This is a genomic window from Agrobacterium sp. BT-220-3 (assembly GCF_025910175.1).
In the GTDB taxonomy this organism is placed as follows: Bacteria; Pseudomonadota; Alphaproteobacteria; order Rhizobiales; family Rhizobiaceae; genus Agrobacterium; species Agrobacterium oryzihabitans.
In genome coordinates this window covers 140,288-155,883 of sequence record NZ_JAPAIX010000008.1, presented here as the reverse complement: position 1 = coordinate 155,883, position 15,596 = coordinate 140,288, and the positions used below count along the sequence as shown (strand labels likewise).

General features: G+C 59.4%; 14 protein-coding genes and 1 tRNA gene. 5 read left to right on the top strand and 10 right to left on the bottom strand.

The window, feature by feature from the left end; genetic code table 11:
* Nucleotides 1–276 precede the first annotated feature (276 nt).
* The 9 genes from OK142_RS19195 to OK142_RS19155 form a co-directional block, all read right to left on the bottom strand.
* Entirely contained in the window at nt 277–1,077 is an 801-nt protein-coding gene (locus OK142_RS19195; RefSeq protein ID WP_498684601.1) for a phosphodiesterase, read from the bottom strand.
* Nucleotides 1,078–1,143: 66 nt separating this feature from the next.
* Nucleotides 1,144–2,436 carry an ABC transporter substrate-binding protein gene (locus OK142_RS19190; RefSeq protein WP_035241546.1) on the bottom strand — a complete coding sequence of 431 codons (1,293 nt, stop codon included), beginning with the start codon at nt 2,434–2,436 and terminating at the stop codon, nt 1,144–1,146.
* A 46-nt stretch (nt 2,437–2,482) separates the two neighbouring features.
* Entirely contained in the window at nt 2,483–3,304 is an 822-nt protein-coding gene (locus OK142_RS19185; protein WP_313607849.1) for a carbohydrate ABC transporter permease, read from the bottom strand.
* On the bottom strand, nt 3,304–4,230 hold the full coding sequence (locus tag OK142_RS19180; RefSeq protein ID WP_216330616.1) for a carbohydrate ABC transporter permease: 927 nt from the start codon (nt 4,228–4,230) through the stop codon (nt 3,304–3,306). Before OK142_RS19180 ends, OK142_RS19185 begins: the two co-directional genes overlap by 1 nt.
* Nucleotides 4,227–5,372 (bottom strand): ABC transporter ATP-binding protein, encoded by a 1,146-nt coding sequence (locus OK142_RS19175; protein WP_216330615.1) that lies wholly within the window; start codon nt 5,370–5,372, stop codon nt 4,227–4,229. The genes OK142_RS19180 and OK142_RS19175 overlap by 4 nt, the downstream gene beginning before the upstream one ends.
* 220 nt (nt 5,373–5,592) lie before the next feature.
* Nucleotides 5,593–6,405 (bottom strand): class I SAM-dependent methyltransferase, encoded by an 813-nt coding sequence (locus OK142_RS19170; RefSeq protein WP_498684599.1) that lies wholly within the window; start codon nt 6,403–6,405, stop codon nt 5,593–5,595.
* Between the two features lie 174 nt (nt 6,406–6,579).
* Nucleotides 6,580–6,656, bottom strand: a tRNA-Arg gene (locus OK142_RS19165).
* A 217-nt stretch (nt 6,657–6,873) separates the two neighbouring features.
* Nucleotides 6,874–8,292, bottom strand: coding sequence for a sensor histidine kinase (locus OK142_RS19160; protein WP_164056649.1), 1,419 nt, complete (start codon nt 8,290–8,292; stop codon nt 6,874–6,876).
* Between the two features lie 255 nt (nt 8,293–8,547).
* Nucleotides 8,548–10,575: a methyl-accepting chemotaxis protein gene (locus OK142_RS19155; RefSeq protein ID WP_035241537.1), complete on the bottom strand. Its 2,028-nt coding sequence runs from the start codon at nt 10,573–10,575 to the stop codon at nt 8,548–8,550.
* 351 nt (nt 10,576–10,926) lie between these two features.
* On the opposite strand from OK142_RS19155, the gene rpmH reads away from it, so the two are divergent.
* The 4 genes from rpmH to yihA are packed head-to-tail and all read left to right on the top strand — an operon-like array spanning nt 10,927 to nt 13,933.
* On the top strand, nt 10,927–11,064 hold the full coding sequence (rpmH, locus tag OK142_RS19150; protein WP_003493611.1) for a 50S ribosomal protein L34: 138 nt from the start codon (nt 10,927–10,929) through the stop codon (nt 11,062–11,064).
* A 36-nt stretch (nt 11,065–11,100) separates the two neighbouring features.
* Nucleotides 11,101–11,484, top strand: a complete 384-nt coding sequence (gene rnpA / locus OK142_RS19145) for a ribonuclease P protein component (RefSeq protein ID WP_003493608.1) — start codon at nt 11,101–11,103, stop codon at nt 11,482–11,484.
* Complete coding sequence (yidC, locus tag OK142_RS19140; protein WP_035241534.1) at nt 11,484–13,283, top strand: membrane protein insertase YidC; 1,800 nt, start codon at nt 11,484–11,486, stop codon at nt 13,281–13,283. Before rnpA ends, yidC begins: the two co-directional genes overlap by 1 nt.
* The gene (yihA, locus tag OK142_RS19135; RefSeq protein ID WP_003493602.1) at nt 13,280–13,933 is read left to right on the top strand and encodes a ribosome biogenesis GTP-binding protein YihA/YsxC; all 654 of its coding nucleotides are present in this window, start codon (nt 13,280–13,282) and stop codon (nt 13,931–13,933) included. The genes yidC and yihA overlap by 4 nt, the downstream gene beginning before the upstream one ends.
* A gap of 14 nt (nt 13,934–13,947) precedes the next feature.
* On the opposite strand, the gene OK142_RS19130 is transcribed toward yihA, so the two are convergent.
* The gene (locus OK142_RS19130) at nt 13,948–14,325 is read right to left on the bottom strand and encodes a hypothetical protein (RefSeq protein WP_498684596.1); all 378 of its coding nucleotides are present in this window, start codon (nt 14,323–14,325) and stop codon (nt 13,948–13,950) included.
* A 360-nt stretch (nt 14,326–14,685) separates the two neighbouring features.
* Here OK142_RS19130 and argB point away from each other — a divergent pair, with 360 nt between their 5' ends.
* Nucleotides 14,686–15,570, top strand: a complete 885-nt coding sequence (argB, locus tag OK142_RS19125) for an acetylglutamate kinase (protein WP_003493597.1) — start codon at nt 14,686–14,688, stop codon at nt 15,568–15,570.
* The last annotated feature ends 26 nt before the right edge of the window (nt 15,571–15,596 follow it).

Here is a 15,596-nt window from a genome sequence, read left to right as displayed (position 1 = left end):
TCACCAGACTTGCCACATCTCCGGTGACTATGGCGCGTACTTTCAACGATGAAACTGACATAGATCAAGGGTGCGACAGGGACTATGGCCTTGACGCATCAAATCCTGCTCAACAGACCGCAAGTGGCGCATCGGCGCGACAGGCTGCGGGATATTTACAGCATTCACAGCATTCTGGACGAACGATGCCTGCCAAGCGTCGCCGCCGACAATAGGTGATGAGGCGCGTGGACCGCCTCATCACATCGGGAGAACTGTCTCGGCTATTGCCTGGTTTCAGGGGCCTTCACAGACGAGGGCCTGACCGAGCACAATCTGTCCTACCTCGGCATCATAGGCACGCAAGCCAAAAGCACCTAGATTGATGACCCGATAACAGGGGTTGCCGCCCGTCCACAGGGGTTCGAGAGCTTCCACATCGGTGATGAACCGATGCGAACAGGCCTGACCGGAACTATAGGCAATGCCTTCCGCGCTGGTACCCGCCATTGGGACGTGGATGTGGCCAAAAACAATATGGCGCACGCCGGCCTGATGGGCGGTGAGGCGACGCATGACCACGCCGTCGTCATGCATGCCGATGTTTTCGAAATGCCTGATGCCGCAATCCATGGGTGGGTGATGGATAAAAACCGTCACCGGCAGCTCGCCAGCGCTCTCAAGCGTATTGTCCAGCCATGTCAGACGATCCGCGCCATACATCCCGCCGATCACATCGGGCTCATGGCTGTCAAGAAACAGCAGGCGGCCGAAGTCCGTATCGATGAAAGACTGGATATAGCCGTTGTCATCCCGGGGTTGTTCCGGAAAGGCCGCCGTAAATTCCGGACGGCGATCGTGGTTGCCGAGCATCAACAGCACCGGCAAGGATACGGGCGCGAGAATGTCACGCAGCAGTTCATAGGCCTCGGGTTCACCGTGATTGCAGAGATCGCCCGTCATGACCAGAAGGTCGGCATTGGCGTGTTTTTCGACAATATCGGCAATCGCCGCGCGCAGCTGCTTTTCAGGGTCCACGCCGTTCACCGCAATGCCCGGCGGCACAAGATGGGTATCAGTGATCTGGATGATCTTCATCGTCGGTCTTTCTGCGCAAAATGGCTGCGGGAGCGAATTTCCCCGCAGCCTTTTCGATGGTTTCGCTTATTTCATCAGGGCGTTGGTCTGCTCGACGATCTGCTTGAGACCGGCTTCCGGCGTCACTTCGCCGCGCATTACGGTGCCGATGATGTCGCGCTGTGTGCGCCAGATGCGGACGGATTCACCACCCGGATAAGCGCCCCAGGGCAAGGACCGGTCAGCCTGCAGCGAAGCGGTCTTTACGTTCGGGTTCTCGGCGTAATAAGGAGCCAGGAAGTCAGGGCCGGTTGCGAGCTTGTTCGTCGGCAGGTAGCCGGTGATGCGAACGATGGTGTTCTGCGCCTCGGGACCGGTGATCCACTTCAGGTATTTCCAGGCAGCATCCTGCTTGGCCTTTTCCTGCGTCAGGATGACGGCAGAGTTGCCGCCCGTCGGAACGCCGCCCTTTTCCTTGTTGTCGAGCGGGAAGGTTGCCGTCTTCAGCTTGAAGCGGTCGCCAACCAGGCCCTGGATCGTCTGCACGTGAGCCGGAGTCGAGAAGATGAAGCCGGTGAGACCTGCACCGAACTGCTGGCGGGACTGGTCCCAGTCGAGCAGGTTCTGGCCACCTTCGGTCACGAACTGGCGCGCCATCTTCAGAGCGTTGAGGCCGATTTCATTATCGAAGGCAACGGTCTTTGTCTTGTCATCAACGAGCTTGCCGCCCTGTTCGAAGACGAGCGCCTGCCACAACCAGTCGTCACCCCAGCCATTGATGTCATAGCTCATGCCGGCCAGCTTCGGGTCGAGAGCCTTGATCTTCTTGGCAAGAGCAATGAGTTCCGGGAAGGTCGTCGGCATCTTGTCCGGGTCGCCACCAGCCTTGGTCACGAGTTCGGAGTTGATGTAGATGATCGGCGAGGACGCGTTGACCGGCAGACCATACTGCTTGCCGTCGATCTGGCCGAGTGCCGCCATCTTCGGGCTGTAGTTCTTGTCGAGGAAAGCCTGACCGCCTTCAGCCTGGATGAACGGGCCGAGATCGGTGATCTGGTTGCGGGGCGCCAGCGCGTGAACGAGTTCCGCCGTCAGGTTGTAGCCCGAGAAATAAACGTCCGGCAGATTGCCGGTGACGGCCGAGCGCAGCACCTGCTGCTGGCCCTGGTTGTAACCTTCTGCCGGAGCGAGGAAATTGATCTTCACATCAGGGTTCTTCTTCATGAATTCATCGGCCAGCGGCTGATGGAACTTCGTGAAGCCCGGCAGGTTGTAGAGAACGTTGAGCGTGATTTCGTTGGCCAGAACCGGCTTTGCGAAGCCCGCAAAAGCCATGCCGAGTGCCAGACCGCTCATCACAGCGCGTCGGTTGATTTTCATGTCAGTCTCCAAAAATGGGTTGGGAGTAGGAGGAGGGTGAACGGCGTCACTTGACGCCGGTCATGGTAATACCGGCGATGAAATGCCGCCGTGCGAGGAGGAAGCACAGCACCATCGGCGCGGTAATGAGTGTGGCGCCCGCCATCAGTGCGCCGTAGTTCGCGCCGGATTCGATATCCGCGAAGAACATCATACCGAGAGGCGGAGGGGCCAATCTGGTGTCCGAAACAACGATCATCGGCCAGTAGAGATCGTTCCAGTGCGCCACCAGCGAAAAGACTGAAAATGCAGCCAGCGAGGGAAGAGAGCCGCGCAGAACCAGTCCCCAGCAGATTTCCATCTCCGAGAAGCCATCCATGCGCGCCGCCTCGATGATTTCATCGGGATAGCTGCGGAAAGACTGGTTGAACATGAAGATGGCAAAGACCGACAGGAAGAACGGCATCATCATCGCGAAGTAGGTATTCAGCAACTGCGCCTTCGCCAGACCGACGAACAGCGGCAGCGCCAGCGCCTGGATGGGCACGGAGAGCGCGGCGACGATCAGCGCCAGCAACAGCTTGCGCCCTGGAAAACGAAGCTTCGCCAGCGCATAGGCCGCAGGAACCGACGTCAGGATCTGCACGAACAGGATGCCGAAACATACGATGACGCCGTTCAGCATGAAGCGCGCCATGGGGACCTGGCCGGCTGCACGGGAGTAACTCTCAACGGCGTCGAACTTCTCGGGGATCGGCCAGAATGAGACGCTGAAAACCTCTGACGGCGAACGGATGGAGGTCAACAGCATCCAGTAGAACGGCAGAAGCATGACGAAAGCACCGAGCGCGAGCACAAGATGCGGGAAGTATTTGCGGAACCCGAACATCAGTAGTGCACCTTCCGGTCCATATGCAGCGTCTGGCCGATCGACAGGATCAACACGATCGCGAGAAAAATCAGGGTCAGCGCTGCGGCATAACCCGTGTTCGAATATTCAAAACCTTCAAGATAAAGAACGTAAAGCAGGGTTTCCGAACCGAAGCGGCCCTTGGTCAGCACGGCGACCGTCTCGAACACCTTGAAGGCCGAGATGGAGGTGGTGACCACCACGAACATCGTCGTCGGTCCGAGCATCGGCCAGGTCACCGTCAGGAACCGGTCTAGCGGATTCTTGGCGCCGTCGAGCCGTGCGGCCTCATGCAGATCCTTCGAGATGGCGGTGAGGCCTGCAAGGAAAAGCACCATGTTGAAACCCAGAACCTGCCAGACGCCTATCAACGCCATGGTGGGAATGAGCAGAACGGGATTGGAGAGGAAGGCGACGGGTTCAAAACCCAGCCATTTGATCGCCGCATTCACCGGGCCAAGCGAAGGATGCAGCAGGAACTGCCACACGGTCGCCATGGCGACGAGCGTTGCGGTGACGGGAAGGAAATAGGCCACTTCCCAGAAAGCCCGGCTGCGTTTGCGATTGTAAACGAGAAGGGCGACACCGAGCGCCAGAAACACGCCGAAGGGAATGACGATGATGGCGTAGATGGCGGTATTCATCAGTGCGCGCAGGAAGACGGGGTCCCCAAACGCCTTGATGAAATTTCCAAGACCGACGAATTGCGTGGAAAGCGCCCCAAGCTGGTAATCGGTAACGGAAAAACCGGCCAGAACAAGCATCGGAATGATATAGATCGCCAATAGCAGCAGGCTCGCCGGCGCTGCAAACATCAGGCCGCGCCAGATCATGCGCCGCTCCGCCTTCGACAGGCGTGACCTGGCCTTTGCAGGCGCGGGCGTGGAGAAATCGGCCGCCGTCATGCCGGCACCCGTTCGCGCACCGTCGTTTTGCGGCGCAGGCCGTCGGCGGCGAAGAGATGGACACGTTCCGGCGCAAAACCGAGGTTCATCACGCCATCCGCGTCGGCACCCAGCGCCTCTCCCGCGCCCTGGCGCAAGGTGACGGCCACTGTCTCATCGCTCAGAAGGCGGCAGTTAACGAAACGGTCAGCCCCGTGAGTTTCGGTGCGCACCACACGCACCGAGAAACCTTCGGCACCCGGACGCAAATCTTCGGCTCGAAGGCCAAGCGTCGCCGGCCCGGCATCGCGGCCCGACGCATCCACGCCAAGATCGCGTCCGAAAGCCGTTACCTTGCCCTGCGCATCGATTTCGACCGGCAGCAGATTGATCGACGGCGTGCCGATAAAGCGCGCGACCGTCAGTGTCGCCGGTTTACGGTACAATTCATCCGGCGTGCCGAGCTGTTCGATCCGGCCTTCCGACATCAGCGCGATGCGGTCGGACATGGTCATGGCCTCGATCTGGTCGTGGGTGACGTAGATGAAGGTCGCACCCAGCCGGCGATGCAGCCCCGCAAGTTCCTCACGCATATGGGCGCGAAGCTTGGCGTCGAGGTTGGAGAGCGGCTCGTCCATCAGGAAGGCGGCCGGGGAGCGCACCAGCGCCCGGGCAAGCGCCACGCGCTGGCGCTGGCCACCGGAAAGCTGCGCCGGCTTGCGGTCCAGCAGATGCGCGATCTGCAGGGTCTCTGCCGCCTGTTCGACGGCGGCATCGATCTGCCTGAGCGTTTCGGCCGGGGCCACAAACCGCCCGATCAGCGGCAGGCGCGCTGCAAATGGCAGACGTCTCATCCTGAGCGGCGTCGCGATGTTCTGGCGCACGTTCATATGCGGATAAAGCGCGTAAGACTGGAACACCATCGCCAGATTGCGGTCACTCGGATCGAGTTCCGTCACATCCTGACCACCGATGGAGACCGAGCCGCGATCCGGCGTTTCCAGCCCTGCAATGATGCGCAGAAGCGTGGACTTGCCGCAGCCCGACATGCCGACGAGGGATAGGAATTCACCGGGACGGATGGAGAGTTCGATCTCTTTCAGAACATCGTCAGCCCCGAAGCCTTTGCCGATACCCGAAAGTTCAAGTGATTGTGGCGTCATTCTGCGCTCCTTTTCTGGAGCGCATATGCTTATATTGTATGACAATATGACGAAGGTTTGCAGAAAGTTCGGTGACACCGGAAAGCCCGATAATCTGGGCCTGTCGGCAAGCCCTGCGATACCGACCTTCATGAAAAACCACTAATATGAGGGGGTGGTCTCTCATGTCCGGATATGAGGCCTATTCACCGGCCTTGGCTGCGCCCGCGGCGCCGTTGTTTCAAGCGGCAGCCAGAATCACATGAGCCTGAATTTTGGCGGCAACCTCACCGCTGCCGTGCCTTGCTTCAATCGCAGATGCGGCGCAGTCTGTCGCCGCGTCGAGCTTTCCCGGCGCTCTCGTTTCGATTTCAGTTCGAAGAACAGTTCCGTGACAATAGGCGACGGCGGGAATGCGCGGTGACGATGCACGGCTTTGTGCTGCTATCGTCTCGATCACCACGCGGGAAAAACCGGCACTTTCCAGCTCGCTGCGAATCAAGGCCGTATCGTGATAGCCGTGCGGGGTGCGGGCCATGAAGCGTGGCGGATCGTCGGGAAACAGGCGCGCAAGGGCATTCGTTACGTCATCTGCGAAGTGATTTTCTTCGATGCGATCCCACACGTTGAATAAATAATGTCCGCCGGGTTTCAGCACCCTCCTTGCTTCGCGGTAGGCGGCAAGGCGGTCGGTGAAAAACATCGCGCCGAACTGGCAGAAGACGAGGTCGAAAGACGCATTCTCAAATGGCAGCACCTGCGCATCTGCCTGACGCCAATGAATGCGATTGTCGGGCGTCTGTCGCGCCGCGGCGAAATCAAGCATCGGCTGGTTGAGGTCGGTCACGACATAGTGCGCGGCGGGCGGCAGTTTAGGTGCCAGCTCACGGGTGACGACCCCGGTGCCTGCGGCGATCTCCAGAACATCGATCGGCATCAATGACGCCGCACGCCGTGCCAGATCACGGGCGAACGGCTCGAAAATCAACGGCACCATGTAGCGGTCGTAGTTTTCCGGAATGGAGCCGGCAAATACCTTGTCCGTTTCCAGCATGGCTTTCACCTGAGGTCATCCAATGACCCGGCGACTTTAGCACATATTAGGGAAGTTCGGGAATCTGTTCCGCCTTGCCGGCTCTCAGGACAGCGACAAAGATGCCGGTCTCAAGCGCATGATAAAATCATGGAGCGCACGGCGCGTATCATTTTATTTTTAAGGGAAGAGAAATGGCGCACCCGAAGAGATTCGAACTCCTGACCCCCAGATTCGTAGTCTGGTGCTCTATCCAGCTGAGCTACGGGTGCGTGCCGTTCCGGTCGTTTCCGGTGGCGTGGCGATCCTCTAAAACGTCCTCATTCCGATTGCAAGCGATTTCGTTTCGAAATTGTCATTTTTCCGCAGCAATTCACGTATCATATTGATTATAAAATAAATTCCATGGAGCCTGTTTTAAAGGCGCTCCTGCTCGTCCATATTCACGCTGATGCGGCGATCGCATCAGCCTGCCCCGGAGTGCGATGTTCAGGCGGTTCTTGCCGCATGTACGGAGGCTGCACGGTCGGCGATCTCTATGCGGAACTGGGTCCCCGGACCGGGCTTTTCAACAAGCGCGATCGTGCCGCCATGGGCAAGCACCAGTTCCCGCGCAATGACGAGGCCGAGGCCGGTGCCGCCGGAACGGGCCGAGCCCCTGAAAGCGGAGAACAGGTTCTCTTTTGCCTTGCGCGGCATTCCCGGACCATTGTCATCTATGACGATGCTGACAACGCTGCCGGCCCTCTGGGCCGAGATCGAAAGATATCGGGGTGCCGCGTTGGCGACATCCGATTGCAGAGCCTGAACGGCATTGCGACAGAGATTGTGGATCACCCGGAACAGCTGCTCGGCATCCGCATCGACCGTCAGGTCGGTGGGCACGCTGTCCTGAAACTCTATACCGCTTTCCGGCTCGAGCGCCAGAATGTCACGCACATCCCTGACCAGAAGGCTTAAATGCACCGTCTTGCGTTTCGGCGCGCCTTCCGTCGCCTGCCCATAGGCCAGAACTTCGCCCGTATAGGCCACCGCGCGGTCGATGGTGCGCAGCAGTTTTGGCGCGAAACTTCTGACCATCGGGTCCTTTGCGTCCACCAGGCGGTCAGACATCAGCTGCGCGGATGACAGGATGTTGCGCATGTCATGGTTGATCTTCGAGACAGCAAGGCCGAGATCCACTAGGTTCTTCTGCTGCCTGAGCGTTTTCTGCAATTCGGTCTGCATGTCGGCCAGGTGCCGGCCCGCAACCGCCAGTTCATCGGTTCCGTCCTCGGCCACGAAAATCCGCTCCGGATTGCCGGGGTCTTCGGAGAAATGCTGCATACCGAGCGTCAGGCGACGGATGGGCCGGATCATGATGCGGTTGATGGAGATGAAAATGAGCCCGGCGGTGATCAGCGACAGGACGATGGAAATCAGGAAAACGTTTCGGGCATAGGCCAGCATCGCCGCCCGCAGCTTGTTTTCGCCGAGAACGAGTTCGATGATGGTGTCGCTGTCGCCGACGACATCGAAAACGCGAATGACGCGGTTGCCGCCGAACAGCAATGTGGAAAAGGCATCCCGCACCGCCGCCAGTTGCGAGACATCGGAAAGATCATATTGTTCGTCGACCCCTGGCGGCGTTTCCGCCACGGCGAGCAGACGCGACGTGCCGTCCTTGCGCAGTGCAATGAGCTTCGCGCCGGTCGCCATCAGCGTGTCGTTCTGCACGCTTCGCGGCAATTCCGCCTGCAGGCCGTCAATCACCGCGCCGGCAGCGGCGGCCGTGTTCAGCCGATCGCGCAGCCAGGAAAGGCGCATGTTGGCGACCGAGGGCACGAAGATCAGCACCTCGGCGATCATCACGAAAATGACCGTCAGCAACAGCAGGCGCCCCGAAAGACCTGCGGTCAATCCCGGCATGCAGTGCACCGGATTGTCCTCCGTGCGGTCCAAGCTGTCTACGCCTTTAGAAAACACCGGGCCCTGATCCTGTATGCGCGCCGCCGCTTCGGTTGAACGGCTCGGTTTATATGCACGTATAATAATAGGACCTAACTGATTTTTTTCCAATGCGCTGCAAAACAAACGTTTTCATCGCACGAAAAACAAACGCCGCCCGGGCGGGCGGCGTTCGAAACGGAGCTAGTCTGGCGAGAACCGGTGAACCGGGTCCACTCAGAACTCCTGCCAGTCTCCCTGTGCCGGTGCGGCGGCCGACTGGGCATTGAGGGCGCGGCCAACGCTGTTCATCAATTTGCGCGCCGGGGAGGTCACCGGCGCTGTTCTGGCGGAGACCGCCATGGGCCGCATCGGCTGTTCCGTGCGCGGCCGGACGTGAACGTCTTCAACGCCCACCTTGAAGCGCGAGACCAGCGTCACAAGATGCTCCGCCTCGCCGCTCAGCTTGTGGGTTGCGGCCGATGTCTCCTCGACCATGGCGGCATTGCGCTGCGTCACCTGGTCCATCTGGTTGATTGCCGTGTTTACTTCGTGCAGCCCGGTGGACTGTTCCCGCGCAGCAGTAGCGATCGAATGGATGTGATCGTTGATTGCCAGAACACGCGTCTCGATCTCGCTCAACGCGCTGCCGGTTCTTTGCACCAGCGATACGCCCCGGCCGACTTCTTCACCGGATTTGGTGATCAGCGCCTTGATGTCCTTGGCGGCCGTCGCCGAGCGTTGCGCCAGTTCACGCACTTCCTGCGCGACGACAGCAAAACCTTTGCCCGCCTCGCCCGCACGGGCCGCCTCGACGCCCGCATTCAGCGCCAGAAGGTTGGTCTGGAAGGCGATCTCGTCAATGACATTGATGATCTGGCTGATTTCGCGCGACGCATGCTCGATGCGATCCATGGCGGAGACGGCATCGCGCACGACATTGGCGGATTCCTCCGTCTTCTGCTTGGTCTCGGCCACCATGGTGCTGGCTTCCTGCGCGCGATCGGTCGAATTGCGAACGACGGCGGTGATCTCGTCCAGCGCAGCGGAGGTTTCCTCGAGCGCAGCCGCCTGTTGTTCCGTCCGCTTGGACAGGTCATCGGCCGCCGAGCGCAATTCGTTGGCGTTGCCGCTGATGCCTTCCGTGCTGCTGCGCACTTCCCGCATCGTTTCGCGCAGCTTGGCCAGCGTCTCGTTCACGTTCGCCTGGAGTTCGGCAAAGACACCGCGGAAATCGCCGTCCATCTTCTCAGTCAGATCGCCCCGCGCCAGACCTTCGATGACGCGGCTGGTCTCGGAAACGCCATTATCCACCCCGGTGAGCAGGGCATTGATGGTCGCCGCGAAACGATTGAGGTTTTCGTCACCATAATCCTTGCTGATGCGGCGGCTGAAATCGCCCCCCGCTGCCGCGTCGACGACGACAGCCATGCCGGCCTGCAGGTCATCGCTCTTGGCGCGCATGGCGGCTTCCTGGGCATTCATGCGGCGAACTTCGCGGCCATTCTTCTTGAAGACCTCGACTGCCGCTGCCATTTCGCCGATTTCATCGTTCTGGCCGAGATAAGGCACATCTGCGTCCAGATTTCCGTCCGCAACGGCGTTCATCACCTCTGAAACCTTACGGATCGGCGCGCTCAGCTGCCGCGTTCCGATATAGAGACCAAATGCCGCACCGGCCAATATGCCGCTGCCCGTGACGATGATGACCAGCCAGAAGGTGGTTGTTACAAAATCGTCTATGCCGGCCCTGACGGCCTCAAGCCCGGCGATGTCATTCTTCACGACGGCATCGATTTCGGCCTGATAGGCTTTGCGGTTGGCCCGGTTCGCCTCGTTGTTGCCCTGCTGGTTGGCGGCCTGCGGGCCGGCTTCGCGGGCAAGCCGCGCGGTTTCCAGACGGAAGGCCTTGAACTCCTTGAAGCGGCTGGAGAGATTGTCGAAGGCCGCCTTCTGTTCCGCCGGAACGAGAGGTGTCCATGTCGCGATCAGCTTTTCCATGGCGTCGAGGTTTTTCACGATGCCGTCGGCAAAAGGCGCCGCCTTTTCGATATCGGGCGCAGCGTAGACACCGCGCGCCTCCATAACGACCGCGGTGACAAGACGGTTGAGCGCCTCGCCCTTATAGGCGCGTTCCGCTGCCTTTTCGTATCCGATCGTGCGCACCTGAAATTCGCTGACCGCGTATATGGACAGCCCGCCAATGGTACAGGCCACAAGGCTCATCAGCCCGACAAGAAGATTAATACGACCGCGAATTCTCAACTTCGTTCCCCCAACAAAAGCCAGCCGCGTGATAAAAATGGGAAGCTGGCATAACTTTTCGCATCACAACATTTATCAATGCCGCGTTAAGAAAGAATTTCGGATTTTACCGATTGCGCGTAGGAATCGGCCTCTATTGGCGGCCAGCGAGGGACATGGCCGTGCGTTTTCCGCAAAAGGTGAAGCGCGAAAACCCCTTCGGCAATTGACTTTGTTCGGCCTATGCCCTTATAAGCCGCGCACGCTCGGCCATTGAAAGCTCGCCCAGGCGGGGTTAGCCGTGCAAAAAACGAAACGCTCTTGCAAATAGTTGCAAATTCAAGAAGGGCCGCACACCGCGGTATTAAATAAATGTCGAAGCGTACCTACCAACCGTCCAAGCTTGTTCGCAAGCGTCGTCATGGTTTCCGTGCCCGCATGGCTACCGCCGGCGGCCGCAAGGTTCTCGCAGCCCGCCGTGCGCGCGGCCGCGCACGTCTGTCGGCTTAATTGCCGCCTCTGTGGCCCGATGAAAGTCGCGGGCACGTGAGTGAGACAAAAAAACGACCCGGCCGGCTTAAAAACCGGTCGGAGTTCCTTGCCGTTCAGGCGGGGGAAAAACGGCGGGGGAGCACCTTTCTTCTGGAAGTGCTTGACCGGAAGACCCCGGAGGCCGAACCTCGGGTCGGTTTTACCGTAACGAAAAGACAAGGCAACGCGGTCGAGCGAAATCGCATGCGCCGCCGTCTCAGGGAAGCCGTCAGGCTTTCTGCCGGGGCCGCAATGAAGCCCGGCCATGACTATGTGATTGTCGCCCGCAGGGATGTGCTCGATACGGCCTTCCCGAAAATTCAGTCTCTCCTTATCGAGCGAATTGAAGGAACGGCGAAACCGAAACGGTCCCAGGAGACCCGCTCCAGGAAAGAATGATGGAAAAGAACCGCAATTACTTCATCGCGATAGCCCTATCGGTTGTCATCGTCCTAGCCTGGCAATTCCTGTACATGAATCCGCGCATCGAGCAGCAGCGTCGCGCCGAAGAGGCCCGCCAGGCGCAGCAGCAGACGACGCAGCAACAGCCGGCACCGGGTGCAGCACCCGGCGTGGCCGTGGAAGGCGCACCGCCCGCATCCTCCCCGCAGGCCGCCGCTACGGCGACGCGGGAAGAAGCGATCGCCAAGACCCAGCGCGTTGCCATCGACACCAACGCCATTGCCGGCTCGATCAATTTGACCGGCGCCCGCTTCGACGACATCCGGCTCAAGGATTACCATGAGACCGTCGATGACTCGAGCCCGATCATCACACTGTTCTCACCCTCCGACACCAAAGACGGTTACTTCACCGAACTCGGTTATGTCGCTGCACAGGAAGTCGGCGGCGTTCCCGGTCCGACGACCGTCTGGACGCTGGCAAGCGGTGACAAGCTGACGGAAACCACGCCGGTTACCCTCACCTATACCAATGCCAAGGGCGTGATTTTCTCCCGTACGGTTTCGATCGACGATCACTACATGATCTCGGTCGCCGACAAGGTCGAGAACCCCGGGCAGGCGGCGATCTCGTTTGCCACCTATGGCCGCGTGACACGCAACAACAAGCCGGCGGTTCCCCCGGTCTTCGTCATCCATGAAGGTTTTCTCGGCGTCTCGGGCAGCGATGGCAGCCTTACGGAAGAGAAGTACAAGGATGTTGAGGAAGCACCGGTAACGGTTGCCAAGGCGACCGGCGGCTGGCTCGGCATCACCGACAAATATTGGGCAGCGGCCATCGTTCCGCCGCAGACCACGCCGTTCGAAACGCGCTATTCGCATATACAGGGCAATCAGCCGAGCTATCAGGCCGATTTCAAGAGCGATCCGATGACGGTCGAACCCGGCCAGTCCATCGAGATGAAGAGCCTTGTCTTCGCCGGTGCGAAGGAAGTGCCGCTGGTTGACCGCTACGAGACCGAATATTCCATTCCGAAGTTCGACCTTCTCATCGACTGGGGCTGGTTCTACTTCATCACCAAGCCGATGTTCAAAATGATGGATTTCTTCTTCCGTTATTTTGGCAATTTCGGCGTGGCCATCCTGCTCACCACCATCGTCGTCAAGGCTCTCTTCTTCCCGCTCGCCAGCAAGCAATATGCTTCCATGGCGAACATGAAGCGCGTGCAGCCGAAGATGGAGGAGCTGAAGGCCAAGCATGGCGATGACCGCATGGCCATGCAGCAGGCGATGATGCAGCTCTACAAGGAAGAGAAGATCAACCCGGTTGCCGGCTGCTGGCCGATGCTGCTGCAGATTCCGGTCTTCTTCGCGCTCTACAAGGTCATCTACGTCACCATCGAAATGCGGCATGCACCGTTCTTCGGCTGGATTCACGACCTTTCCGCGCCCGATCCGACGTCGCTGTTCAACCTGTTCGGCCTTCTGCCCTATGACGTGCCGCACTTCCTGATGATCGGTGTCTGGCCGCTGGTCATGGGCATCACGATGTTCCTGCAGATGCGCATGAACCCGACGCCGCCCGATCCGACACAGGCGATGATTTTCACCTGGATGCCGCTGATCTTCACCTTCATGCTGGCTTCCTTCCCGGCTGGTCTGGTTATCTACTGGGCATGGAACAACACGCTGTCGATCTCGCAGCAGGCCCTCATCATGAAGCGCCACGGTGCCAAGATCGAACTGTTCGATAATCTCAAAGGGCTGTTCAAGCGAAAGCCGGTGCAATCGAAATGAGTGACACCGGCACGGCAACCGAAAAGCCCCTTTTCGGGCGACCCTGGATATTCATTCGCGGCGTTCCCGCAATGAAGTTCCTGCCGCCCGAAGGCCCGCCGGAGATTGCCTTCGCTGGACGTTCGAATGTTGGCAAGTCCTCGCTCATCAATGCGCTGGTGGGCCACAAGGGACTTGCCCGCACGTCCAACACGCCCGGACGCACGCAGGAACTGAACTACTTCGTTCCCGAAGGTTATTCCGGTGAGGCAGGCGACCTGCCCCCGATGGCGCTGGTCGACATGCCGGGTTACGGTTATGCGCAGGCGCCCAAGGATCATGTCGATGCCTGGACGAAGCTCGTCTTCGATTATCTGCGCGGCCGCGCGACGCTGAAACGCGTTTATGTGCTGATCGATTCCCGCCACGGCATAAAAAAGAACGACGAGGAGGTTCTAAGCCTGCTCGACAAGGCGGCCGTTTCCTATCAGGTCGTGCTGACGAAGACAGACAAGATCAAGGATGTCGGCGTTCCCCGGCTGATCAACGAAACGCTGGAGAAAATCCGCAAGCGCCCCGCCGCCTATCCGGAAGTTCTCGCCACATCCTCGGAAAAATCCTTCGGGCTCGATAGCCTGCGCGCGGAAATCGTACGAACGGTTTCTCTCTAAAAGGCCGCAGGCCTTCAGGCGATCGTGAAAAGCAGGACGGCGGTCCAGAGCATCGCCGTCAATGCCAGAAGACGCCAGAAGCGCACGGAATGCCAGACCTCAGACACCATGGCGGTGAACATGCTGCCATTGCGCAGCTGCTGGCCCTTGAAGGGCAGACCGGATCGGGCCGGATCCCGATCAAGCAGCGCGGCGACGGTCGCCCTTTCGCGATATTCGGTTTCCGCCAGATTGTCGCGCCAGCGCCTGACCATGGCAGCGAACTGACGGTCGCGCTTGATCCGCTTTGCAAGCTCCGCCATGCTTTCCGGCGGCAAGGCACCCAGCACATATTCGCCAGCGAGAACTTCGTCCCGCAAACCGCTTTGCTTGTCTCGATCCGGTGCCGTCATAGGTCTTCAAACTCCTCGGTCGTTCAGGCCAGAATCGCTTTCGCGACGCATCACGACTTTGCAGTCGCCCTGCTGAATAACCCCTCCCCTGCTCCTCACAAGGCTGGTCCGATTGCTGCTTTATGTCAATCTTATTACGCGCTCTGAAGCGGCCAAAAGCGGAATTTTACTACGGGCCGACACAATATGGCCCGGAGGTTATTTCATTCGTCGAAAGCTGACATTCACCTGTCCTTGCCAACGCTTGGGCATGGCCAATCCGTGCATCCTGCACTGCAAAAATCGATTCCGATTTTTGCGCCGATGCTGTAGAGCCATGAAAGGCTCTTCAGGGCCGCAACCACAGACCGAGGTTTTTAGATGACTGCTTCCGAAAGCGAAACTCAGGCGCGGCTGCTCGCACAGGCTCTGCCCTTCATGCAGAAATACGAGAACAAGACCATCGTTGTAAAATACGGTGGCCACGCCATGGGGGATTCGACACTCGGAAAGGCTTTCGCGGAAGATATCGCCCTGTTGAAGCAGTCCGGCATCAATCCCATCGTCGTGCACGGCGGCGGCCCCCAGATCGGCGCGATGCTGACGAAGATGGGCATTGAATCGAAATTCGAAAGCGGCCTGCGCGTCACCGACGCCAAGACTGTCGAGATCGTCGAGATGGTTCTGGCCGGCTCCATCAACAAGGAGATCGTCGCGCTCATCAACCAGACGGGCGAATGGGCCATCGGCCTTTGCGGCAAGGACGGCAACATGGTCTTCGCCGAAAAGGCGAAAAAGACCGTGATCGATCCAGACAGCAATATCGAGCGTGTTCTCGATCTCGGCTTTGTCGGTGAAGTGGTCGAAGTCGACCGCACCCTGCTCGACCTGCTCGCCAAGTCGGAGATGATCCCGGTCATCGCTCCCGTCGCTCCCGGTCGCGACGGTGCCACCTACAATATCAATGCCGACACCTTTGCCGGCGCCATTGCCGGTGCGCTCAACGCCACCCGCCTCCTGTTCCTCACCGATGTGCCAGGTGTTCTCGACAAGAACAAGGAACTCATCAAGGAGCTGACGGTCTCCCAGGCGCGCGCGCTCATCAAGGACGGCACGATTTCCGGCGGCATGATCCCGAAGGTCGAGACCTGCATCGAGGCCATCAAGGCCGGCGTTCAGGGCGTGGTGATCCTCAATGGCAAGACCGCCCATTCCGTCCTTCTGGAAATCTTCACGGAAGGCGCCGGCACGCTTATCGTGCCCTGATAGAGCTCATGTGGCGGATGGGCGAG